A 22,727-nucleotide genomic window follows, 5' to 3' on the forward strand; every position below is an offset into this window, starting at 1 on the left:
CAATGTTGCGGCACCGCGCAAAAATAGGGCAAGCTCGCCCTTCAAAAGAGAGACGTCATGACATCTCGCATCTCACGCATTTCCGGCATCCTGCTGCTGATGGCAACGAGCGGCGCCGCGCGCGCCGATTTCAGCGAGGGCAAGCTTCCGGACGGCACCTATCATTGCGAGGTCTACCTGCTCGGCGCCTTCCTCAACCTCGGCGACATCACCATCAAGGGCAATGTCTATACCGGCCCGGTGACATTCGGCACCGCGACGCAAGGCTACAACTATCAGATGAATGCCAATGGCGAGATAACCTGGCTCGGGCCGCTGGGCGGCTATACCACCGGTGGCAACTCCGTCTCCATGACACAGGCAACACTGGACGGCGAGACCGCCCCGTCATTCGACATCATTCTGAAGCAGCCCGACGGCGCCTTCACCGCCTCGACCTGCACCAAGGGCTGAGCGATGCGTAGTGCCGCGCCCAGTTGCGGCAAAACCTTCCTCTTATGTCATGTGAATGTTGCCTAAGCAGACTAGGGCAACGGTGCGCCGTAACATCCACCCTGAGAGGCAGACACCATGGCCAATACACCGTCTTCATCCTCCCCCGTCATCCGCGAAATCATTGCCGAGCGCGTCTCGCGCCGGTCTCTTTTGAAAGGCAGCCTCGCCTCCGGCGCGCTGATTGCCGGCGGCAGCTTTGTCGGCTCCTTGTTTGCCGGCGAAACGCATGCCGCCGCAGCGCAGTCGACGCTCGGCTTTCCCGAGCTGAAGCGGGTCTACGACAAGACCCATGCCGCCGCCGAAGGCTATGAGACGACCATCGTCGCGCGCTGGGGCGATCCGCTTGCAGCTGGCCTCGCCGAATTCGACGGCAACAAGGTCGCGGCGGAGGAACAGGAAAAGCGCTTCGGCTACAATTGCGACTACATCGCCTTCATGCCGCTGCCGAAGGGCACGGTGAATTCCGATCATGGCCTGCTCTGCGTCAACAACGAATACATCTCGCCCAATGTGATGTTTCCGGGGATGACCGAGGGCGATGCCGGCAAGACGATGACCAGGGAACAGGTCGATCTCGGCATGGCCGCGATGGGCCATTCGATCGTCGAGGTGCAATTGAAGGACGGCAAGTGGGAAACCGTAGCCGACAGTCCGCTGAACCGCCGCATCACCGCCAACACCGAAATGACCGTTTCCAGACCGGTTGCCGGCCATGCGCTGATGAAGACCTCGGCCGACGCGACTGGCACCAAAGTGCTCGGCACCAGCTACAACTGCAGCGGCGGTTTCACCCCCTGGGGTACGGTGCTGACCTGCGAGGAAGGCGTGTCCGACATTTTCGGCGGCGACCCGAAAAAGGCGCCGACTAGCGACCTGCTCGACCGTTACGGCTTCGACGGCTCCGACATCTATGGCCGCGGCCGCTTCCATGACCGCTTCAACCTCGACAAGGAACCGAACGAGGCCAACCGCTTCGACTGGGTGGTCGAGATCGACCCTTACGATCCTCAGTCCAAGCCGGTGAAGCGCACGGCACTTGGCCGCATGTCGCATGAGGCCTCGACCGTGGTCCTCAACAAGGACGGCCGCGTTGTCGTCTATATGGGTGACGACGACTATTTCGAATATATGTACCGCTTCGTCTCGGCCAAGGCCTATGACAAGGCCAACCCGGCCTCCGGCGCCGATCTGCTCGACGATGGCGTGCTGTCGGTCGCCCGCTTCGATGCCGATGGCTCGATGACGTGGCTGCCGTTGGTGCACGGCCAGGGCAAGCTTACCGTCGAGAACGGTTTTGCCGACCAGGCCGAGGTGCTGTTGAAGACGCGGTTTGCGGCAGATGCGCTCGGCGCCACGCCGATGGACCGGCCCGAGGACATCGAGACCAATCCGGTGACCGGCCGCGTCTATGCGGTGATGACCAAGAACAAGAAGCGCGACCAGTCGAAGGTCAATCCGGCCAACACGCGGCCGGAGAACCTGTGGGGCCATATTGTCGAACTGATCCCGCCCGGCGGCCGCGGCGCGGATGCCGACCACACGGCGGAAAAGTATGCCTGGGACCTGTTCGTGCTCTGCGGCAACCCGAAAGATGCCAAGGTCGGCGCCACTTTTCATCCGGATACGTCGGACAATGGCTGGTTCGTCTGCCCCGACAACATCACCTTCGACCCGGCGGGGCGGCTGTGGGTGGCGACGGACGGCGCCAATGATTTCGACCTGCCGGACGGCGTCTATGGCGTCGACACCGAAGGTGCGGCGCGCGGCCTGCCGAAGCTGCTGTTCACCTGCCCGCACGGCGCCGAAGCGACCGGCCCGTGCTTCACGCCGGACGGCACGACTTTGTTCCTGTCGGTGCAGCACCCTGCGGAAGATGCCGAGACGCTCGACAAGGTGCAGACGCTATGGCCCGATTTCAAAGACGGCCAGTTGCCGCGACCTTCCGTCGTCGCCATCCGCCGCAGGGACGGACAGCCGGTCGGCGCATAGTGAGTCCTAGGAAAAACGGGCGGAACGCGCCATGCGCGTTCCGCGTAGCGATCCGGGAGGACGGCTCAGATCGTCTTGGCCGACATTTGCGAAGCGATGTATTCGGCCTGGCGGATAGCCAGCGACACGATCGTCAGCGTCGGATTTTCAGCCGCACCGGTCGTGAACTGGCTGCCGTCCGACACGAACAGGTTCTTGATGTCGTGCGCCTGGCCGTGCTTGTTGACGACGCCGTCTTCCGCCTTTTCGCTCATCCGGTTGGTGCCGAGATTGTGGGTTGAGGGATAGGGCGGCGTCGGGAAGGAGCGCGTCGCGCCGACCGCATCGTAAAGCGCTGTGGCCTGCTTGTAGGCATGATTGCGCATCGCCGTGTCGTTGGGATGATCATCGAAATGCACGTCGGCGATCGGCATGCCGTGCGCGTCCTTCTCGTCCTTGTGCAGCGTGATGCGGTTTTCCGCGCGCGGCATGTCCTCGCCGACGATCCACAGGCCAGCCATGTGATCATAGTGGTCGAGCGCGGTGGTGAAGGAACGGCCCCAGCCGCCGGGATTGAGGAAGGCGGCCATGAAGGGCAAGCCGAGCGACAGCGTCTCGAATTCATAGCCGCCGACAAAGCCGCGTGAGGGATCGTGCCGCGCCTCGTCGCGGATAATGCCGGCCATGGTGGTGCCGCGATACATATGCACCGGTTGGTCGAAGATGGCGTAGACCGAACCGGTGGTGTGGCGCATGTAGTTCTTGCCGACCTGCCCCGACGAATTGGCAAGCCCTTGCGGAAACTTCGCTGACTCGGAGTTCAGCAGCAGGCGCGGGCTTTCGATCGAGTTGCCGGCGACGGCGACGATGCGGGCCTTCTGCTCCTGCAGATTGCCGTCCTTGTCGGCATAGACGACGCCGGTCACTTTTCCGCTAGCGTCATGGTTGATCTTGATCGCCATGGCGTTTGGCCGGACCTCGAGATGGCCGGTCGCCTCACCTTTGGGAATCTCGGTGTAGAGCGTCGACCATTTGGCGCCCCATTTGCAACCCTGGAAGCAGAAGCCGGTCTGTTGGCAGGAGTTGCGGTCGTCGCGCTCGACCGAATTGATTGCCATGTTGCCGGTATGACATTCCTTATAGCCGAGCTTGTCGGCGCCGGCCTTGAGCACCTTGAAGTTGTTGTTGCCGGGCAGCCGCGGCCAGCCATTGGTGCCGGTGACGCCCATCTTGGCTTCCGCCTTGGCGTAGTACGGCTCCATCTCGGCCAATGTGACCGGCCAGTCCAGCAGGTTGGCGCCTTCCAGCTTGCCGTAGGTCGAGAGCGTCCTGAACTCATGCTCCTGGAAGCGCAGCGAGGCGCCGGCCCAGTGCGTGGTCGAGCCGCCGACCGATTTGACGATCCAGGCCGGCAAATTGGGGAAATCCTTCGACACCCGCCAGTCGCCTGAGGTTGTGCGCTTGTCCGTCCAGGCGAGTTGGCTGAAGGAACCCCACTCGTCGTTGATGAAATCCTCGTATTCGTGGCGCGCGCCGGCCTCGAGGATGACGACATCGACGCCTTTCTGGGCGAGTTCGTTGCCGAGCGTGCCGCCGCCGGCGCCGGAGCCGATGATCACGACCACGCCATCGTTGTTGAGATCAAATGATGCTGCCATGGTTTCCTCCCATGAATTCCTGTTTGCGGGGTTTCAGAACGACGGAGGGCTCAGAGCCACTCTATGTCGTCGAAACCGCGCGCGATGTAGCCGCCCTTGGAGTAGGATTCGCCTTCGTAGCCGAAGATCGGCCACACCTCCTGCTGGTTGTAGAGGCTGACGACGAGGCCGCCGCGGACGGACTGGAAGAACGGCGTCGCCTCGATCTGCTGCAGCACGGCAACGCGCTGCTCCTCCCAGCCGAGGCCGCGATAGCCGCCCTCGCCCGACTTCTTGTCGAGGTCGGCGATGCCGTCTTCGATCATCGTCTTGTAGGCAGCGTCCTTGCCGGCCTGCTCGTCATGGCCTTTTACGGCGGTGGCGTAGTATTTGTCGGGCACCTGATCGTGCGGATAGATGTCGCGCGCCATCTGGATCAGCGTCGCCATGGTTTCGGGCTTGAGCGCCGATGTCTCGAGCCCCCAGGCATTTTCAGGGCTGATGACGGCGCTGCCGGAAATGACGAGCAACGCGCCGATGCCGCCGCGTTTGAGAAGTTCACGACGTGAGAGCCTCGCGTCATAGATCGTGACCATTTTGTTCCTCCCTGCTTGCTGTTTGCGCCCTTGAACAGCGCCGTTGCTGGCGTTGCGCGGCTGAATGCGGCCGATAATCCCCTACTGGAAGCGGCCTCCACGCTGCAGAACCTCGATCTTGTAGCCGTCGGGGTCCTCGATGAAGAAAAAGCGGGCGATCAGCGATCCGTCGCGGTTGAATTCGACGATCTTCTTGGGGTTGAGGCCGAGCGCGCCGATCCGGTCGTGTTCACTGTCGAGATCGGACACCGAGACCGCCAGATGGCCGTAACCATCGCCTAGCTCATAAGGCTCGGTGCGGCCCTTGTTCACGGTGAGTTCGAGCTCGAACCCCGTTTCGGCGTTGGCAAGGTAAATCAGCGTGAATGTCTCGAAATCCAGCCTGTCGGCGACATCGAGCCCGAAAGCGTTTCTGTAGAAATCGACGGATCTGGCCTCTTGGAGAACCCGGATCATGGAATGGATTGCCTTCGCCAAATCAGTCTCCGCCGCTGCATGCTGGAGGCGATTATGGGCGGCACGCGCGAAAGGTGGTGGCAGCCGGTTACCACGGCTAAATTTGCAATCGCTGCTATGCCTGCGCCTAAAGACGAAAGTCCGATTGCCGATTCGGCCCACAAGGCCGAACATGCAGGGACAACCATAACTTGAAGGCGCGACACGCTGCGCCCAAAACCAACAATATCGGGAGGTAAGGATGTGCAGGGTTTTTGCCGGGCAGGATCCGGAAGGCTATCGACAGATCAACCGGTCGATCCGCATCGACGGTCACTCTACGAGTATCCAGCTTGAAGGAACGTTCTGGGCGCTGCTTGACGAAATTGCCGACAGCCAAGGCCTGACGACGCCGAAGTTCATCTCAAAACTCTATGACGAGGCGATCGAGATCAACGGCGCCATTCCCAACTTCGCGTCGATGCTGCGTACCACCTGCGCGCTCTATCTGCGCGGTCACCGGCCAGACATGGATGAGCTGACGCCGAAGCGCGAAGCGGCCTGAGGAAGCTAGCCTTCCGCCGCAACGTCGAGCCCGAGCCGCGCCATATCGGTGAACAGCGCCTGACGTTCGGAATAGGCAGTCTGTTCGCCGGTCACGATGTTGTCGACGACGGTCAGCAGCGACAGCGCGCGGGCGCCGAAATGCGCCGCGATTCGGTAGAGTGCGCTGGTTTCCATATCGACAGCGAGAGCGCCAAGCGCCTGCGCTTCGGCAAAGCGGTCGCGCCCTTCAGGGTGGTAGAAGACATCGCTGCAGATGGTCAGCCCGGCCTGGTGGTCGATGCCGAGCTGGGCGGCGCAGGCCAAAGCGTGGGCGAACAGGCCGGGATCGGGCCCGGCGGCAGCATCGTAGAGGCCGAAGACCTGGCCGCTTTGGTCGCTTTCGGCGCGCACCGACTGCGAGATCACCAAGGAGCGCAGCGGCACGCGGGGTGTCAGGCCGCCGCAGGTGCCTGTGCGGATCAGCGTTTTGACGCCGTGAACATCCAGGAGTTCATGCGCATAGACCAGGAAGGACGGGACACCGATGCCGGTGGCCTGGATGCTGATGGGACGGCCGCGATAGAGACCGGTGAAGCCGAGTACGCCCCGGCGGCGGTTGACGCAGCGCGGCGCCTCAAGAAATGTCTTTGCCATCCACTCGGCGCGTTGCGGATCGCCCGGCAACAGCACCGTTGCGGCATAGTCGCCCCTGGCAGCCTCGTTGTGCGGCGTCACGACATGCTCCCCAAAACCCGCCGCCCGTTTCGCCTGCAATCATGGCAGTGTCACGTCATTGCGCAAGCTTTGAATTAGGGCGCCCTAGGACTCCAACACATCCTTGACCACGGTGGCCAGCTGCTTGAGGGAGAACGGCTTCGGCAGGAAGCCGAATTGCGCGTCCGGCGGCAGGTTTCTGGCGAAAGCGTCTTCCGCATAGCCGGACACGAAGACGAACTTGATGTCGGGCTGGCGCTTGCGCAGTTCGCCGAGCAGCGTCGGTCCGTCCATTTCCGGCATCACCACGTCGGACACGACGATATCGACCTTGCCGCCGAGTGCTTCGAAGACTTCCAGAGCCTCGACGCCCGAGGAGGCCTCATGGACGGTATAGCCGCGCGAGGTCAGCGCCCGCGAGCCGCCCATGCGCACGGCGTCTTCGTCCTCGACGAGGAGCACAGTGGCCGAGCCCGACAGGTCCTTGGCGCTGTCGGCGGCTTTCACCGGCGCAGCCGGCGCCTCGCTGACGTCGCCGGGCTTCTTCGCCTCCACGATATGGCGCGGCAAGAAGATGCGGAAGGTCGAGCCCTTGCCGACTTCGGAATCGCAGAAGATGAAACCGCCGGTCTGCTTGATGATGCCATAGACCATCGACAGGCCAAGGCCGGTGCCTTTGCCGACTTCCTTGGTGGTGAAGAACGGCTCAAAGATCTTCTTCAGCACGTCCGGCGCAATGCCCGAGCCGCTATCCTCGACCTCGACCACGACATAGTCGGCAGGCGTGAGCTCGCGGTAGGAGAAGCTCTTGCATTGTTCGGCGGTGACGTTGCGGGTGCGCACGGTGAGGTCGCCGCCGGCCGGCATGGCGTCGCGCGCGTTGACGGCCAGGTTGACCACCACCTGCTCGAACTGGCCGATATCGACCTTGACCGGCCACAAATCGCGGCCGTGGTCGACCTTCAGCTTGATCTCGTTGCCAACCAGGCGGGCAAGCAGCATCCGGAGATCGGCAAGCACGTCGGTCAGGTTCAGCACTTCCGGCCGCAATGTCTGCTTGCGCGAGAAGGCGAGCAACTGCCGCACCAGCGAGGCCGCCCGGTTGGCATTCTGCTTGATGTTCATGATGTCGGGGAAGGACGGGTCCGACGGCCGGTGATTGGTCAGCAAAAGATCCGACGCCATGATGATGGCGGTCAGCACATTGTTGAAGTCGTGGGCGATGCCGCCGGCGAGCTGTCCGACCGCCTGCATCTTCTGGCTCTGCGCCATCTGGCCCTCGAGCGCCTTCTGCTCGGTGGTCTCGACGGCATAGACGATGGCCGATTCCTCGGCGCCCTCGCCGGTGCCGTCGGCGACGGCGTTGACGTAGAAGCGGATGTGACGCTCCTCATTGCCGGGCAGCAGCGTGTCGATCGGCTCGATGTCGGCCTGCCTCAGCCGCGCCTTCTCGAAGGCGGCGGCAAAGGCCGGCCGGTCGCGCTCATGGATCACGGTGTCCAGCCGCACGCGGCGGTCAACCGCGTCGCCGTCGACGACAGAGGAAAACAGCGACAGGAACGGCGCGTTGGTGCGCAGGATGCGGCCGCCATTGTCGACGGCGGCAATGGCCATCGGCGTCGAATTGAAGAAGCGAGTGAAGCGTACCTCCGAAGCCCGAAGATCGGCCGATGCGTCCTCGCCCTGGGTGCGGTTGAGCACGATGGTGCGGGTGGGACCGTTGGTCCCCTCGCGGCTGGCCGAGACCCGATGCATGAAGCGCACCGGCAGCGCCTCGCCGGTCGTCGTCGTAAGATCGAGATCGATGACGGCGTTGCGGGTGGTGCCGGGATCGGCCTTGACCGAGCGCACCAGCGCCATGCCGTCGCCGGCGACGATTTCCGGGAGTGTCACGGCGCCAGGGGTGAAGCTCGCCAGATCGATGCCCAGCCATTCGGCGAGCGTGGCGTTGATGTAGGTGACACGGCCTTCCTGGTCGGCCGAGAAGAAACCGGCCGGCGCATGGTCGAGATGGTCGATGGCCTTCTGCAAGTCGAGGAAGAAACGCTCCTGCTCGGCCCGTTCCTGCGAGATATCGGCAAGCTGCCAGGCAAGCATCGGCAGGCGCTGACCGGGAACGCTGAAGGTCCGGGCCCGCGCCCGGTACCAGCGCGCGCCGGGTTCGGCGCCCGGCCGGATCGACTGTGCCAGCCGGAACTCACCGTCGCCGGCCTGGCCATCGCGCAAGCCCGAGGCCAGCCGGTATATGGTCACCGAAGCTTCGGGGACATCGGAAAGCAGGCCTTCGACCGTCTTCAGATCGGCGGCCGACGCAGCACCGGTCATCTCGGCGTAGGCCCGGTTGGCGTAGACGACGCGGCCCTTGGTGTCGGTGACGATCAAGCCCTGCGACATCGAATCGACGAAGGCCTTCGACAGTTCGTCCCCGGTCGAACGCGGCGCGATCTGCACGAAGCCGATGGCCGTGGCGAACAGGAAGCCGACGCCGATCATGGCAAGCACGCCCAGCATGCCGAGCAGGAACGGATCGCCAAGACGCTCGCGGAAAATGCCGAAAACGATCGCGGCCCCAGTCAGGACGATGATGAACACGATGAGCCGGGTAACCGCGCCTGGCCGCGTGTTCTGATCGACGATCGGTACCGGATAGAAATCGCCTCGCGTTTCCCTGGCCATATGCCCCCTGCTCGTGAGTTGTCCGACACCGCCCCCGGCCGGTTGAATCACATTCTCCTAATCCGGAAAAGGCCTTGGCGGCAAATGTCGGATAAAAATGACGCGTCGGTGTTTTCAAGCTGTTCACGAAGCGTGAAGGCAACTTGCGGTGGCTGGCCGCAACGGTCTAGTGTCCCTCCACTTCAAAAGCCGATTGGGGGCACCGATGCAGTGGCTGGATAATGTGGCGGGTCCCGGATATGCCGCAGCGCTGCTGTGGACGTTTGCCGCGCTTGTCCTGCTGGTCATCGTGCTCATCATCATCAGGCTGGTCCGCAACCTGACCTTCGGCACCTTCGTTGCCGGCGGCAGGAACCGCAAGACACGGCTGGCGGTCATGGACGCGACGGCGGTCGACAGCCACCGCCGGCTGGTGCTCATCCGTCGCGACGACATCGAACACCTGCTTTTGATCGGCGGCCCAACCGACGTCGTCGTCGAGCGCGATATCAGGCTTGCAGCGCCACGCCGTCCGGCATTGACCGGCGATGGCGGTGTTGGCCAGCAGCAACAGGCGCCGCGGCCGCGCGCAGCACAACCCGCTCCCACCGCGCCCGCAAGGCAGGCGCCACCGCCGCAACCGGTAAGGGCTGCTCCAGCCGCCGTTCCGCCGCGCCAGGCCGCACCGGCGCCGAAACCGGCTCAAATCTACCAGGCGAGCAATGTGACACCGCTGCCGGCCTATGGCTCCGCCGCCAATACTGCCCGGCAGGCCCCGCCACCGAAGCATGAGTCCATCGACGATACCCTGATGCGGGAGCTCGAGGTCTCGCTCGACGATTCGCACCCCAAACCGGCAAGCAAGCCGGCTGCGAAGGCACCGCAGTCTCTCGACGACGAGATGACCAAGCTGCTCGGCGAACTCGCCAGCCAGAAACGGTAAAGCCCGGCGAACCGTCACATCTTGCCGATTGCCGATCGAACGCCGCTTAAGCGTGTCGTCCGTTTCAGCGCGACGCGCTTTAACTTGGGGGCGGACTAAACCCTTCGGCCAAAAACAGAAATGGCCGGGAAACCCGGCCATTTCTGATGAAACAGTCCTGCCTGACGGCAGCGGCTCAATCGTCGCGATAGACCTTCTCACGGCGTTCGTGGCGCTCCTGCGCTTCGATCGACAAGGTCGCGATCGGACGCGCATCCAGCCGCTTCAGCGCGATCGGCTCGCCGGTTTCCTCGCAATAGCCGTATGTGCCTTCATCGATGCGCTGCAGCGCCGAATCGATCTTTGAAATGAGCTTGCGCTGGCGGTCGCGGGCCCGAAGCTCGATGGCGCGGTCGGTTTCCGAGGAAGCGCGATCGGCGAGATCGGGATGGTTGGCGTTTTCCTGCTGCAGGATTTCGAGGGTTTCGCGCGCTTCGCGCAGTATGTCGGTCTTCCAGGTGACGAGCTTCAGGCGAAAGTAGGATTTCTGCCGTTCGTTCATGAACGGCTCGTCTTCGGAGGGTACGTAATTGGCTGTAACGATATCGTTCATTCGACTCACCCAACAACCCCAAATTTGGCGCCTATATATTCGCGCAGAGAAGGCTGCACAAGCGTAATCCGCGCGCGTTTCACGCAATTGTTAATGCCGCGCGGGCGATCCTCAGCAAAGCCTTCCATAGCAAGGGCGCGGGCGAATTCGCACATGATTCGCTGCGCTTGGGCGTCGCCGCCCATTGTGCCTCAGGCCTTTCTCGTGGCTAATCCAGTTGTGTCATTGGTGGGCAGCACACCATTGGGGGTCCGGTGAGCAGACTGTATCTGTTGAGGCATGCGAAGGCTGGCTGGGCCCTTCCCGGCGTGCGCGACTTCGATCGCCCGCTCGACGCATCCGGCATTGCCGATGCCGAAATGATGGGGACTGCGATGCGTGCCCGCAACTACATCCCCGATATCACGCTCTGCTCCAACGCCAAGCGGGCGCGCCAGACGCTGGAAGGCATCGCCGGCCACACCGATACCGGCCGGGTGCTGTTCTTCGACACGCTCTACAGCGAGGATGCCGCCGGCTACCTCGCCATCATCCGCAGCAATGGCGGCCCCGGCTCGCTGCTGGTCATCGGCCACAATCCGATGACGGAAGACCTTGCCATGGCGGTCTCGGGCGATGGCGACGAGGCCGCGCGGGCCATCATGAACCATGGTTTCCCGACCTCCGGCCTTGCGGTCGTGCGCTTCGACGGTACCCTCACCGACGCCGCGCAAGGTTCGGGCTATCTCGAAGCCTTCCTGACGCCCGCCGATCTCTGAGCGGAAACCGGCCAGGTCCAGGCGCCATTTCAAACTGGAGATGCAAAGCCTATATCGGGCGAACGGAAGCCTCGAGAGAACAGATTTTGGCATCATCGCTGACCACTTTCACCGACGAAGCGAGAATTGCCCTGGATACGCTGTCGGGGCGTGCGAGCGGGCTTTTTTCGCCGTCGCTTCGGCTGGGCGTTACCGGCCTTTCGCGCGCCGGCAAGACAGTGTTCATCTCCGCCCTTGTCCACAATCTCATCCATGGTGGGCGCCTGCCGCTGTTCGAGGCGCAGAAGTCGGGACGGATCGCTCGCGCCTTCCTCGAGGAACAGCCGGACGATGCCGTGCCGCGTTTTCAGTACGAGGACCATATCTCCGCCCTGGTCAACGACCGTGTCTGGCCGGACTCGACGCGCGCCATTTCGGAACTCAGGCTCACCATCGAATATGAGTCTGCCTCCGGTTGGAACCGGATGTTTTCCAGCGGCCGATTGTCGGTCGACATCGTCGACTACCCCGGCGAATGGCTGCTCGACCTGCCGCTGCTCGGCAAATCCTTCGCCGATTTTTCGCGCGAGGCGTTCGAGATGGCGATGCTGCCGGTGCGGGCCGACCTGTCGCAGGACTGGCGGGCGCTGTCGGCGAGGATCGAACCCAATGCCGAAGCCGACGAGATGACGGCGCGGCGCCTCGCCGAGAGTTTTGCCGCCTACCTCAAGGCCTGCAAGCTCGACGAGCGGGCGCTTTCGACCTTGCCGCCCGGCCGTTTCCTGATGCCTGGCGACCTCGAGGGATCGCCGGCGCTGACCTTCGCGCCCTTGCTGCTCAAGGGTGAGAAACGGCCGCGGTCCGGCTCGCTGCAAGCGATGATGGAGCGCCGCTACGAGGCCTACAAGACGCATGTGGTGAAACCGTTCTTCCGCGAACACATCACCCGCCTCGACCGCCAGATCGTGGTGATCGACGCCATGCAGGCGCTGAACGCCGGCCCTGGCGCGATGGCCGACCTGGAACGCGCGGTGACCGAAATCCTCTCCTGTTTCCGTCCTGGCCGAGGCAATTTCCTCACCGACCTGTTTTCACGCCGCATCGACCGCATTCTGGTTGCCGCGACCAAGGCCGACCATTTGCATCACGAAAGCCATGACCGGCTGCAGGCAATCGTGCGGCGGCTTGCCGACCGCGCCGTGGCGCGGGCAAATTTCACCGGTGCCGATGTCGACGTGGTCGCCATGGCGGCGGTGCGCGCGACGCGCGAAGGCACGGTCAAGCAAGGCCGCGACACCCTGCCGGTGATCATCGGCACGCCGCTGAAAGGCGAGAAGATCAACGACGAAACCTTCGATGGCAAAACCGAAACCGCGATATTTCCGGGGGACTTGCCGGAAAAAATTGATGAGGTTTTCGACGTTTCCGAATCTGACCATCGGCAGAGCAGCGACGATCCGGCGATCCGTTTCGTGCGCTTTCGCCCGCCAAAGCTCGAACGCACCGCCGAAGGCGTCACGCTGTCGCTGCCGCATATCAGGCTCGACCGCGCCTTGCAGTTCCTGATCGGAGACCATCTGGCATGACCGCGCCCCGCAGACCGGCAGCTTTCCGCATCGAGCCGGAGGCCGGACCGAAGCAGGAAACGCGCCGCCCCCATGCCGAGCCGCCGCGCAAGCCGCGCGCCGTCGTCGTGCCGGCCGAGATCGATGTCTTCGACGAACCCGACATTGTCGCCGCCGAACCGCCGCCGGCGACCGCACCGCGCAGGCGCTCGCTGTTTTCCAGCCTGTTTTTCGGCGCGGCCGGCGTGCTGGTTTCGCTCGCCGTCGGCCTGTGGACCGACCAGCTCATCCGCGACCTGTTCGAGCGCGCAGAGTGGCTGGGTTGGCTGGCAGCGGCAATGGCCGCAATTGTCGTGTTGGCGCTCGCGGTCGTGCTGGTGCGGGAATTCCTGGCTATTGCCCGGCTGGCCGAGGTCGAAAAACTGCAAAAGCGGGCGCTCGATGCCGTGGCGCGCGACGATCCGAAGGCTGCAAGGGCCGTCGTCGAAGAGCTTTCGGCCTTTGTCGCTGCGAAACCCGAAACCGCGGCCGGCAGGCGCTCCCTGGCCGAATTGCGCGGCGAGATCATCGACGGCGGCAATCTGGTGCGACTGGCCGAGGCCGAGATTCTCGGGCCGCTCGATGCGAGAGCCAAGGTGATGATCCTCGAAGCAGCCAAACGCGTGTCGCTGGTCACCGCCGTCAGCCCCCGCGCACTCGTAGACGTTGCCTATGTCGTGTTCGAGGCCGGGCGCCTGATCCGCCGCTTGTCCGAACTCTACGGCGGCAGGCCGGGCACGCTGGGCTTTTTCCGGCTGGCGCGCAGCGTTCTTGCCCATCTGGCGGTGACCGGCTCGATCGCCGTCGGCGACAGCTTCGTCCAGCAGATCGTCGGCCATGGCCTTGCCGCCCGACTGTCGGCGAAACTCGGCGAAGGCGTGGTAAACGGCATGATGACGGCGCGTATTGGCATTGCTGCCATGGAGACGGCGCGGCCCCTGCCCTTCATTGCCGGCAGGCGGCCGGGTATGGGCGATTTCCTGTCGGCGCTGACCTCGTTTGCGGCCAAAAAAGAGAATGAAGCACCCGCCTCAAGCAAGTGAACGCCCTCTCGCGGTCACCAAGCATTAACCAATCTTGTTCATGGTCGTCCAACAACAGCCTCCTTGTTGCCGGGTGTCGTCTATGAAAAGCGTAATCTTGTCCTGCGTCCTGCCCCTGGTCGCGCTTGCAGCACCTCTGGGCCCGACCGGGAAAGCCTTTGCAGCCGAGCCCGACAAGCAGTTCTTCCGCACCGTTGAAGGCAAATGGGTCGGCCCGGGCGAAATCATCGCCGGCAAATACAAGGGCACGAAGTTCACCTGCAGCTTCGACGGCTCGACGCCGGACAACAAGACCGGCATGACGCTCGATGGCGACTGCCGCGTCGGTGTCTTCACCCAGAAAATGTCGGCGACCGTCGAGCGCAAGGGCCGCGACTACAAGGGCAATTTCATGGGCGGCGCCGCGGGGTCGGGCCTGGACATCATCGGCGGCAATGTGGTCGATGCCCGCAAAGTCGTCTTCACCATCAACCGCAACCAATTGCGCGGCGTCATGCAGGCCCGCATTCCCGACGACAATTCGATGACGGTGACTATCGCCGTGCGCGTCGACCAGCAGCTGGTGCCGGTCATCGGCATGAGCCTCAAGCGCGTCGATGCCGTCGAAGTTGGCTCCATCGCCAAAAACTGACTCTCAAGCGGTTCCCCCAAAATGCGCGGAACGGGGTTGCACTGCGCGATAGCTGTTCCGCTCAGCTCGATGTCGGGAAATGACAGGCCACCTTGCGGCCGGGTTGGCGCTCCTCAAGCACGGGCCGCTCGGTGCGGCACCTTTCTGCCGCGATCGGACATGTGGCGCGCAACCGACGATGTCAGCGTCTCCGACGGCCCAAGCCACAGCAAGGCCAACGTGTCAGGGTCCTGTGCGTGCCGGCCGTCCTTCGTGTCAGCGCGATGCGCTTTAAGAACGCCAGCAAAAAAGGCGGCGGCTACTCGAGCCACCGCCTTTCTCAATTTCCGAACGAAGAATCAGCCCTTGATGGCGGCCGTCAGCTCGTCATAGGCCTTGCAGGCGTCGGCCGGCGTGGTGGCGCCCTGATATTTGGTCGTCACAGCCTGCACCTTGGCGGTTAGGTCGGCGGCCTTGGACGGATCCTTGGTGATCGCCTCCTGCAGCGCGGCGGTCATCTCCTGCGCCTTCTTGGCGGCAATCTCCTGCGTGCATTCAGGCGCCTTCGAACAGGCCGATGCGGCAAGCATGGCGACACCCACGCCGACGAGCAAAAACTTCTTCATGTCAGTCATTCTCCTCACGAAGGCAGAACTTGATCGTCGCTGCCTTCCAACGGCCGAAGCCTGGCGTCCCATAGCCGCCGATTGCGGCAAAACGCAACGTGTGCGGCGCATAAACTTGTGCAGCGCTGCTGCAACGGCGCGGACGGCCTGATTGAGGCCGTCCGTGTCAGACGAAGCAAGGTTTCAGCCACGAGGCTGCAGCAGCGCCAGTGCGGCCGTCGCCGCGGCAAGGACGGCGGTTAGGGTCAAAGGCCCCGTAGCGCCATAGGTGTCCACGACATAACCGCCGATAACCGCACCGACGGTGATGGCAACCTGGAAGGAAGTGACCATCAGGCTGCCTGCTGCTTCCAGCGCATCAGGCGCCGCGCGGGACATATTGGTCGGCAGCACCACCGGCGCCATGCCGAAGGCGAAGCCCCACAGCGTAACAAAGCCGAAGGCAACGCCGGTTTGCGCGCCCCAAAGCACCAAAGCGAGTGCCGCAAACGCCATCAACGCGGCGGTTACTGCGAGGGCCATGTGGATGTTGGTGTCGGCCAGGCGGCCACCGGCAATATTGCCGATCACAGCGGCGATGCCAAACCCGAGCAGCGCCAGGGCAATCGGCCCGGTTGTGAGGAGCGTCACCTGTTCGAGGAACGGGCGCACATAGACCGAGCCGGCAAAATGCCCGGTCATCAGCAGAACAATGGCAAGCATGCCGAGTTGGATGCCACGCCGCCGTGTCAGCCGAAAGACGTCTGCAAGGCTGTTGCTTGCCGCCGCAGGCAAGGTCGGCAGGCTGAGAAGCTGCAGCAGCATGGCAAGCGCGGCCAGCCCCGCCGTCATGGCCATGGCGCTGCGCCATCCCAGCCAGTCACTGATCAACGCACCCATCGACGGCGCGGCAATGGTGGCGAGTGAGACGCCGAGGGTCACGATCGCCATGCCGCGACCTGTCGCATTGGCGCCAACCAGCCGCGCCACGACGGCAACGGAAAGTGCCCAGAAAGCGCTAAGAGCGATCCCCAACCCGGCCCGGCCCAGCAACAGCAGCCAGAAATTGGGCGCCAGCGCCGCAAGAATATTGGAACCGACCGCCAGGGCCATGAGGCCAACCAGCACCGCCTTGCGGTTCAATCGACCGATGAGAACATTGCTCAACATGGCCGTCACGGCGCCAACGGAAGCGGTGGCGGTGACGACCTGTCCGGCCGTTCCCTCGCTGATGCCGAGATCGCGCGCCATCGGCGTCAACAGACCTGCCGGCAAGAATTCGGCAGACACCAGGGCAAAGCTGGTGGCCGCCAATGAAAGGACCGCGAACCAGGTGGCCGCGCTCCACGCGGCTGGTGCATCGGCATCAAGGCCAATGGCGGCGTCTTCAAGCTGTAATGTTGTGTCAGTCACGGGAAGATCTCCACAGTTTGGAGATCTTAGATAGGCGAGTCCGCCCGGATGTTATGTACCTTAAAATCCGAAATTCATATCCATTCGTCCGGGAATTGTGCGGCGCACAACGCCTGGCGAGACATTGGTGATGCGCTTGAACGCGCGGGCGAAGGACGCCTCGGAATCATAGCCCAAACGGGTAGCGACTTCGGCAACAGACAAGCCGTTTTGGCCCAGCAATTCGCGGGCAAGCTGCATGCGCAGGCGGGCGAGATAATGTGCGGCGCCCTCACCCAATACCGCGCTGAAGCGCTCGGCGAAAATCGAACGCGATTGGCCTGCCACGCCGGCCAGGCTTCCCAGCGTCCAGTTGTGGCCGGGATCGCGATGCATGGCCGCCAGAGCGCGCCCTATATGGGGGTCGCGGATGGCTGCAAGCCAACCGATGGTCGAGGCGCCGTTGCAATTGACCCAGCAGCGTATGAGCCTGGCTGTCAGCAAATCCGCCATACGCGACAGGATGGTGGCGCTGCCCATCTGCGGTTGCGCGGCCTCCACCGTCATGGCCGCCAGCAAAGGGCCGACCATCGGGTCATTGCCGGCCACGTCGCAACCCTTGATGAGAGGCGGCATCAACGTGATCAACGGATTGAGCGCATAGGAGCCGAGAGACATGGAGCCGCAGAAAAGGGTGCTTGTCGCGCCCGTTCCCTGCCGTATCACTTCGCAAACGTTGCCGCCCAACTTGATCACCTGGCAGCCCTCGAGCGAGTCGCCCACCACGTCCGGCGCACTCGCCAGCCGATGGGCGATGCCTTGCGGCAGCAGCACCAGATCGCCATCGCGCAACTCCTGCCAGCCTTGCGCTTCGGTGTGAATCCAGCATGGACCCTGGCCGACAAAGTGAAAACGAAGCAGTTGTTGTTGCGGAAAGTCTATGCTCCATGGGTGCCGGAGTTCGCAGCGGCCATAGTTGACGCCACTCAAGCGAAAGTCTTGCAGAACTTCGCTGAGCGCATCCATCGGGATATGTGGCAGCGGCGACGGCCGGGACGAATAATCAGGCATTTGCCAGATATAGATACCAGCCGTCCGACAGGCAAGCGCAGACTGTTGTTCCACGGGGGAATCGCTGCCACGGCACCCTACCCATTCTGGCAGGCTTCCCGCCCTTGCCTCCCGCTCCCAGTGCATGCAAGGAGTGCTGTCGGACACAGGGACAAGAGGCATGGCAGCGGAAGCATCGGGCAGCGATCTCATTCAGGTGGTGGCGCTGCTTGCCGCAGGCGTCGTCGCCGTTCCGATCTTCAAACGCATGGGGCTGGGCTCGATCCTCGGCTATCTCGCCGCGGGCGTGGTCATCGGCCCGTTCGGTATTGGCATTTTTTCCGAATCGGAAGCCATCCTGCATGTCGCCGAACTCGGCGTGGTCATGTTCCTGTTCATCATCGGGCTGGAGATGCAGCCGTCGCGGCTATGGGGCCTGCGCCGCGAGATTTTCGGCCTCGGCGCGCTGCAGGTCGGCGTCTGCGCCTTGCTGCTCACCGGTGTTGGTCTCGCCGGCGGCTTTCCGATCGCGCAATCCTTCGTTGCCGGCGCCGGTTTCGTCCTAACCTCGACGGCTATCGTCATGCAGCTTCTGGAAGAGCGCGGCGAGATGGCGAGCCCCAAGGGCCAGCGCATCGTTTCCATCCTGCTGCTCGAGGATCTGGCAATCGTGCCGCTTCTGGCGCTGGTCGCCTTCCTGGCGCCGGGCGGCGCCGAGATGACCCTGCAGCAGAGGCTGGCCGAAATCGGCATCGGTCTTGGCGCCATCGTCGGGCTGGTGGTGGCCGGCCGCTATCTGCTCAACCCGTTCTTCCGCATCCTGGCCGACGCCAAGGCGCGCGAAGTCATGACGGCGGCAGCCCTTCTGGTCGTGCTGGGGTCGGCGCTGGTCATGCAGCTTTCCGGCCTCTCGATGGCGATGGGCGCCTTCCTCGCCGGCGTGCTGTTGTCGGAATCGACCTTCCGCCACCAGCTGGAGGCCGACGTCGAGCCATTCCGCGGCATCCTGCTTGGCCTTTTCTTCCTCGCCGTCGGCATGTCGCTCGACCTGCATGTGGTGGCCGACAACTGGCGGCTGATCGCCGTCTATGTCGTCGCCTACATGGCGATGAATGCGCTCGGCATCTACCTCGTCGCCCGCTTGCTGAAGAGCGGTCATCGTGAAGCGCTGGAACGAGCCGTGATCATGGCGCAAGGCGGCGAATTCGCCTTCGTCCTCTATTCGGCCGCAGCGGCGGTTGGCATCATCGACAGCCGGGCCAACGCAACGCTGACCGCGATCATCATCATCTCCATGGTGCTGACGCCGCTGGCCATCATTGCGCTCAAATATGTGACGCCGCGCGACGAGCAGTCGCTTGAAGGCGTCGACATCGCCGACGGCCTTACCGGCAGTGTGCTGGTCATCGGCTTCGGCCGTTTCGGCCAGATCGCCAGCCAGCCGCTTTTGTTGCGCGGCATCGATGTGTCGATCATCGACAATGATGTCGAAATGATCCAGGCGGCCGCCGATTTCGGCTTCAAGGTCTATTATGGCGACGGCACGCGGCTCGACATTCTGCGCGCCGCAGGTGCAGGCCGCGCGCGCGCCGTGCTGATCTGCGTCGACAAGCCGGACGCCACGGTGCGCATGGCGGAACTGATCAAGGCGGAGTTCCCGTTGCTGACTGTCCTGGCGCGTGCCTTCGATCGCGGCACCGCCCTGTCGCTCATCCGCGCCGGGGTCGACTTCCAGCTGCGCGAGACCTTCGAATCGGCCCTCGTCTTCGGCGGTTCCGCGCTCGAGGTTTTGGGCGTCGAGCCGGAAGATGTCGCCAATGTCATCGAGGATGTGCGACGGCGCGACAATGCCCGACTGGAGACGCAGCTGGCCGAAGGCGTCCGCGCCGGGCAACGTTTCCTCAGGGGCAATACCGGCACGCCGATCCCGACGCCGCTGACGCAACCGCGCCGGCCCGGCCAGGCCCTGAACGAAGAGACCGCCGGCGTGCTGCACAAGCCCGAGCCCGCCGATCAGGGGGAAAGCTGATGACCGCATTGGATGAGCGCGCGCTCGCCGTCACCAAATTCTGGCGCGAGGCCGGCGAAGACGCGTGGTTCGAGAAGAACGACGCCTTCGACGCGGATTTCCGCAGCAGGTTTCTCGACCTGCACTTTGCCGCCGCGCGGCGAGAGTGCGACGCATGGTCGGAGCATGCCGAGGGTTCGCTGGCGCTGATGATCCTGCTCGACCAGTTTCCGCGCAACTGCTTTCGCGGCTCAGGCCATATGTACGCCACCGATCCGCTGGCGCGGTATTTTGCCGCCAAGGCGATCGCTGCCGGCCACGACCTTGCGCTGGAAGAAAACCTGCGCGTCTTCCTGTACCTGCCCTACGAACATTCGGAACTGCCCGCCGACCAGGACAGATCGGTCGAGCTCACCACCGCCAGGGCGCCGGAGTATGTGAAATACGCCATCGAGCATCGCGACATCATCGAGCGTTTCGGCCGCTTTCCGCACAGGAACAAGATGCTTGGCCGCGAGACGACGGCGGACGAACAGGCATTTCTCGATGGCGGCGGCTTCTCCGGTTAACCCAGCCACCAGTCGCGGCCGGAAGCCAGCCGCTCTATGCCTGACGTATCGACGGCGCTGAGCCGCTCGGTCACGCTCCTGCCGCCCACCGCCAGATCCGGCGCGATCTCTGCCAAGGGCGCCAGAACGAAGGCGCGCTCCAGCATCCGGGGATGGGGCACTTCCAGACCGGTCTCGTGGATGATGCGGTCGCCGAACACCAATATGTCGATGTCGATCAGGCGCGGACCCCAGCGCTCCTCGCGCACCCGCTTCAGCTTGCGCTCGGCGTCGAGGCAGAGGTCGAGCAGCGCCCTTGGCGCCAACGCGGTCGAGATTTTGGCAGCGGCGTTGAGGAAATCCGGCTGGTCGAGCTTGCCCCAGGGCGGCGTGCGATAGAGCGAGGAGACGGCGATGACACGCGTGTTCTCGTCGGCGTCCAGCAGGCGCAGCGCCGTGGCCATCGAGGCCGAGGGATCGCCGAGATTGCCGCCAAGGCTGAGATAGACCGTGTTATTGTTACTCTGGCCAGACAACGGTCACCTCGACGAAATCGAGCACGCCGGGCACCGGTGCGTTGGGCTTGCGCACGGTGATCTCGGCCTTCCTGATCTGCGGAAACCGTGAAGTCAGTGCCTTCGCTACTTCGAGCGCCAGCGCCTCGATCAGGAAACGGCGATGTCCAGTGACGATCTTTTCAATCACCGTGAAGGCGATGCCGTAATTGACGGTGTCCTCGATGGAATCATCCTCCAGTGGGCGGCTGGGCTCGACCGTCAACTCGGCATCGACATAAAAACGCTGGCCAAGCGCCTCTTCCTCATCCAGCACGCCGTGCCGGGCAAAGAAGGCGCAGTTCTTCATGCGGATGACGTACATTTCTTAGTGTCCTGGCATTTCTTAGTGTCCTGGCATTTCTTGGTGTCCTGGGCTCAGCGTCCTGGCTTTTCACGCGCCAGCATAGCATCGGCGACGGCCAGTGCGTCCATGTTGATTGCGACATCGTGAACGCGAAACAGATCGGCGCCCTTCAGCCTCAGAATGACACTGGTGGCTGCCGTCCCGGCGGCGCGCGCGCCGGCTTCGCGGCCGGTGACGGTGCCGATGAAGCGTTTTCTGGACGTGCCGGCCATCAAGGGAAAACCGAGCTCCTTAAGCTCGGAAAACCGCGCCATCAGGTCGAGGTTTTCCTCAGCCGTCTCCTTGGCGAAGCCGAAGCCGGCATCGAGTACGATATGATCGTCCGCAACGCCGCTGCGCCTGGCGATTTCCAGCGAAGCCTTGAGGAACAAAAACTGGTCGGCGATGACGTCGGGCAGTTTTTGCCGCTCGCGCCCGGTATGCATGATGACCAGTCCGGCGCCGGTCTCGGCGGCGACGCGGGCGATGCCGGGTTCACGCTGCAAGCCCCAGACATCGTTGACGATATGCGCACCGGCGGCGACGGCGAGGCGCGCGGTTTCCTCGCGATAGGTGTCGACCGACATCAGGGCTTCGCCTGAACCGGCAAGTGCTGCAATCACCGGCAGGATGCGGGCCTGCTCTTCTTCAGGCGCTACGGGAGAGGCGCCGGGGCGTGTCGATTCCCCGCCGATATCGATGACGGCGGCCCCCTCTTCGACCATGCGGTGCGCCTGAACCACCGCCTGATCATGTGTGATGAACAGCCCGCCGTCGGAAAAACTGTCCGGCGTGACGTTGAGAATGCCGACCACAATAGCTTTCTCGCCAAGGTCGAGATGGCGCCCATGCGCCAGTTGCCATCGCCTTGTCGTCATTGTCCTTCAACCATGTGTCTCATTGGCATGTGGCTCATTGGCATGTGGCTCATCGAGCGCTTGCAATCCATCAACGATGCGTGATCGGTGGAAGATCAATTCCGTTGCGCCGGCAACGGCCGTAAAGCAAGGTGAGTGAAGAGGCAACATGATGAAACGACCCCTGCTCTGCGCCATGATGCTGGCTTTGACCGCTCTGCCGGCGAATGCTGCCAATCTGGTGAAGACTTACAGCTATTTTGCCATCGGCGGCAGCACGCTCGATGACATCGAGACGCAATTGTCGAAACATGGACCCGAGGTGAAAAGCACCGGGATGCGGCATCCGGGCGCCACCCAGATGGCGTTCACCACCCGCATTAGCTACGCGCAAACCGCTGACACCTGCCGCATCGCCAAGGCCGCCGTCACCGTCAAGGTCAAGGTCATCCTTCCGGAGTGGCGCAGGCCGCGCAAGGCCGATCCCGATGTCAGGCTGTTCTGGGACACGCTGTCGGCCGACATCAAGCGCCATGAGGAGCGTCATGTCGAGATCGCCAAGAACCACGGCCGTCTGCTCGAAGACGCGCTGAACGCGAGCTTTGCGCAAAAGACCTGCGCCGGGGCCAAGGCGAAGGCGGCGCAGATCACCGCGGCCGAACTCGCCAGGCATGACCAGGACCAATTGCGCTTCGACCGCGTGGAAGGCGTGAATTTCGAAAGCCGCATCCTGCGGCTGCTGCGCTACCGCATGCAGCGCGTCGAGAACGGCCAGCTTCCGCCCGGCTGAAA

Annotated in this window: 24 protein-coding genes; 11 read left to right on the forward strand and 13 right to left on the reverse strand. The window is 63.4% G+C overall.

The genetic code is table 11. The annotated features are described in order from the left end of the window. Positions 1-57: 57 nt before the first annotated feature. Together NKI15_RS15805 and NKI15_RS15810 are read left to right on the forward strand one after the other, a co-directional pair. The gene (locus NKI15_RS15805) at positions 58-453 is read left to right on the forward strand and encodes a hypothetical protein (RefSeq protein ID WP_023706180.1); all 396 of its coding nucleotides are present in this window, start codon (positions 58-60) and stop codon (positions 451-453) included. A gap of 117 nt (positions 454-570) precedes the next feature. After that, positions 571-2,484, forward strand: a complete 1,914-nt coding sequence (locus NKI15_RS15810) for a PhoX family protein (protein ID WP_352514077.1) — start codon at positions 571-573, stop codon at positions 2,482-2,484. A 65-nt stretch (positions 2,485-2,549) separates the two neighbouring features. Here NKI15_RS15810 and NKI15_RS15815 read toward each other — a convergent pair whose 3' ends face one another. From NKI15_RS15815 to NKI15_RS15825, 3 genes are all read right to left on the reverse strand, one after another. Beyond that, positions 2,550-4,121, reverse strand: coding sequence for a GMC family oxidoreductase (locus NKI15_RS15815; protein WP_352514078.1), 1,572 nt, complete (start codon positions 4,119-4,121; stop codon positions 2,550-2,552). 50 nt (positions 4,122-4,171) lie between these two features. Further along, entirely contained in the window at positions 4,172-4,696 is a 525-nt protein-coding gene (locus NKI15_RS15820) for a gluconate 2-dehydrogenase subunit 3 family protein (RefSeq protein ID WP_352514079.1), read from the reverse strand. 81 nt (positions 4,697-4,777) lie between these two features. Continuing rightward, positions 4,778-5,173, reverse strand: a complete 396-nt coding sequence (locus NKI15_RS15825; RefSeq protein WP_023670926.1) for a VOC family protein — start codon at positions 5,171-5,173, stop codon at positions 4,778-4,780. A gap of 220 nt (positions 5,174-5,393) precedes the next feature. Between NKI15_RS15825 and NKI15_RS15830 the strand changes: the two genes are divergently transcribed. After that, positions 5,394-5,696 (forward strand): ribbon-helix-helix domain-containing protein, encoded by a 303-nt coding sequence (locus NKI15_RS15830; protein WP_023670924.1) that lies wholly within the window; start codon positions 5,394-5,396, stop codon positions 5,694-5,696. Between the two features lie 5 nt (positions 5,697-5,701). Here NKI15_RS15830 and NKI15_RS15835 read toward each other — a convergent pair whose 3' ends face one another. Next, positions 5,702-6,412 (reverse strand): purine-nucleoside phosphorylase, encoded by a 711-nt coding sequence (locus NKI15_RS15835; RefSeq protein ID WP_023693373.1) that lies wholly within the window; start codon positions 6,410-6,412, stop codon positions 5,702-5,704. 84 nt (positions 6,413-6,496) lie between these two features. Then, a complete protein-coding gene (gene cckA / locus NKI15_RS15840; protein WP_023670922.1) occupies positions 6,497-9,067 on the reverse strand; it encodes a cell cycle histidine kinase CckA in 2,571 nt (856 codons plus the stop codon). Between the two features lie 205 nt (positions 9,068-9,272). Here cckA and NKI15_RS15845 point away from each other — a divergent pair, with 205 nt between their 5' ends. Continuing rightward, positions 9,273-9,989, forward strand: coding sequence for a flagellar biosynthetic protein FliO (locus NKI15_RS15845; RefSeq protein WP_023693371.1), 717 nt, complete (start codon positions 9,273-9,275; stop codon positions 9,987-9,989). Between the two features lie 175 nt (positions 9,990-10,164). Here NKI15_RS15845 and dksA read toward each other — a convergent pair whose 3' ends face one another. After that, positions 10,165-10,581, reverse strand: coding sequence for an RNA polymerase-binding protein DksA (dksA, locus tag NKI15_RS15850; protein WP_023673491.1), 417 nt, complete (start codon positions 10,579-10,581; stop codon positions 10,165-10,167). A 5-nt stretch (positions 10,582-10,586) separates the two neighbouring features. Next, complete coding sequence (locus NKI15_RS15855) at positions 10,587-10,766, reverse strand: hypothetical protein (protein ID WP_023696495.1); 180 nt, start codon at positions 10,764-10,766, stop codon at positions 10,587-10,589. 69 nt (positions 10,767-10,835) lie between these two features. Here NKI15_RS15855 and NKI15_RS15860 point away from each other — a divergent pair, with 69 nt between their 5' ends. From NKI15_RS15860 to NKI15_RS15875, 4 genes are all read left to right on the forward strand, one after another. Further along, complete coding sequence (locus NKI15_RS15860; RefSeq protein ID WP_023696494.1) at positions 10,836-11,339, forward strand: SixA phosphatase family protein; 504 nt, start codon at positions 10,836-10,838, stop codon at positions 11,337-11,339. Between the two features lie 86 nt (positions 11,340-11,425). Beyond that, the gene (locus NKI15_RS15865) at positions 11,426-12,904 is read left to right on the forward strand and encodes a YcjX family GTP-binding protein (protein WP_352459399.1); all 1,479 of its coding nucleotides are present in this window, start codon (positions 11,426-11,428) and stop codon (positions 12,902-12,904) included. Then, positions 12,901-13,965 carry a YcjF family protein gene (locus tag NKI15_RS15870; RefSeq protein ID WP_023685990.1) on the forward strand — a complete coding sequence of 355 codons (1,065 nt, stop codon included), beginning with the start codon at positions 12,901-12,903 and terminating at the stop codon, positions 13,963-13,965. The genes NKI15_RS15865 and NKI15_RS15870 overlap by 4 nt, the downstream gene beginning before the upstream one ends. 82 nt (positions 13,966-14,047) lie before the next feature. Then, positions 14,048-14,596 (forward strand): hypothetical protein, encoded by a 549-nt coding sequence (locus NKI15_RS15875; protein WP_023673495.1) that lies wholly within the window; start codon positions 14,048-14,050, stop codon positions 14,594-14,596. 338 nt (positions 14,597-14,934) lie between these two features. Here NKI15_RS15875 and NKI15_RS15880 read toward each other — a convergent pair whose 3' ends face one another. The 3 genes from NKI15_RS15880 to NKI15_RS15890 form a co-directional block, all read right to left on the reverse strand. After that, positions 14,935-15,201: a hypothetical protein gene (locus NKI15_RS15880; RefSeq protein WP_023688654.1), complete on the reverse strand. Its 267-nt coding sequence runs from the start codon at positions 15,199-15,201 to the stop codon at positions 14,935-14,937. Between the two features lie 183 nt (positions 15,202-15,384). Continuing rightward, positions 15,385-16,593 (reverse strand): MFS transporter, encoded by a 1,209-nt coding sequence (locus tag NKI15_RS15885; protein ID WP_352459400.1) that lies wholly within the window; start codon positions 16,591-16,593, stop codon positions 15,385-15,387. 60 nt (positions 16,594-16,653) lie between these two features. Next, entirely contained in the window at positions 16,654-17,643 is a 990-nt protein-coding gene (locus NKI15_RS15890; protein WP_023706171.1) for an AraC family transcriptional regulator, read from the reverse strand. 160 nt (positions 17,644-17,803) lie between these two features. On the opposite strand from NKI15_RS15890, the gene NKI15_RS15895 reads away from it, so the two are divergent. Continuing rightward, a complete protein-coding gene (locus NKI15_RS15895; RefSeq protein WP_352514080.1) occupies positions 17,804-19,651 on the forward strand; it encodes a monovalent cation:proton antiporter-2 (CPA2) family protein in 1,848 nt (615 codons plus the stop codon). After that, entirely contained in the window at positions 19,651-20,199 is a 549-nt protein-coding gene (locus NKI15_RS15900; protein WP_031196577.1) for a DUF924 family protein, read from the forward strand. Before NKI15_RS15895 ends, NKI15_RS15900 begins: the two co-directional genes overlap by 1 nt. On the opposite strand, the gene folK is transcribed toward NKI15_RS15900, so the two are convergent. From folK to folP, 3 genes are read right to left on the reverse strand one after another with little or no spacing between them, the layout of a single operon-like run. After that, positions 20,196-20,714, reverse strand: coding sequence for a 2-amino-4-hydroxy-6-hydroxymethyldihydropteridine diphosphokinase (gene folK, locus NKI15_RS15905; RefSeq protein WP_023706169.1), 519 nt, complete (start codon positions 20,712-20,714; stop codon positions 20,196-20,198). The two genes, NKI15_RS15900 and folK, sit on opposite strands and share 4 nt — an antisense overlap. Next, the gene (folB, locus tag NKI15_RS15910; RefSeq protein WP_023706168.1) at positions 20,698-21,057 is read right to left on the reverse strand and encodes a dihydroneopterin aldolase; all 360 of its coding nucleotides are present in this window, start codon (positions 21,055-21,057) and stop codon (positions 20,698-20,700) included. Before folB ends, folK begins: the two co-directional genes overlap by 17 nt. A gap of 53 nt (positions 21,058-21,110) precedes the next feature. Further along, entirely contained in the window at positions 21,111-21,956 is an 846-nt protein-coding gene (gene folP, locus NKI15_RS15915; RefSeq protein ID WP_023706167.1) for a dihydropteroate synthase, read from the reverse strand. 148 nt (positions 21,957-22,104) lie between these two features. Between folP and NKI15_RS15920 the strand changes: the two genes are divergently transcribed. Beyond that, entirely contained in the window at positions 22,105-22,725 is a 621-nt protein-coding gene (locus tag NKI15_RS15920) for a DUF922 domain-containing Zn-dependent protease (protein ID WP_031196576.1), read from the forward strand. The last annotated feature ends 2 nt before the right edge of the window (positions 22,726-22,727 follow it).

This window comes from Mesorhizobium sp. M0862 (genome assembly GCF_040319795.1).
Lineage (GTDB): Bacteria > Pseudomonadota > Alphaproteobacteria > Rhizobiales > Rhizobiaceae > Mesorhizobium.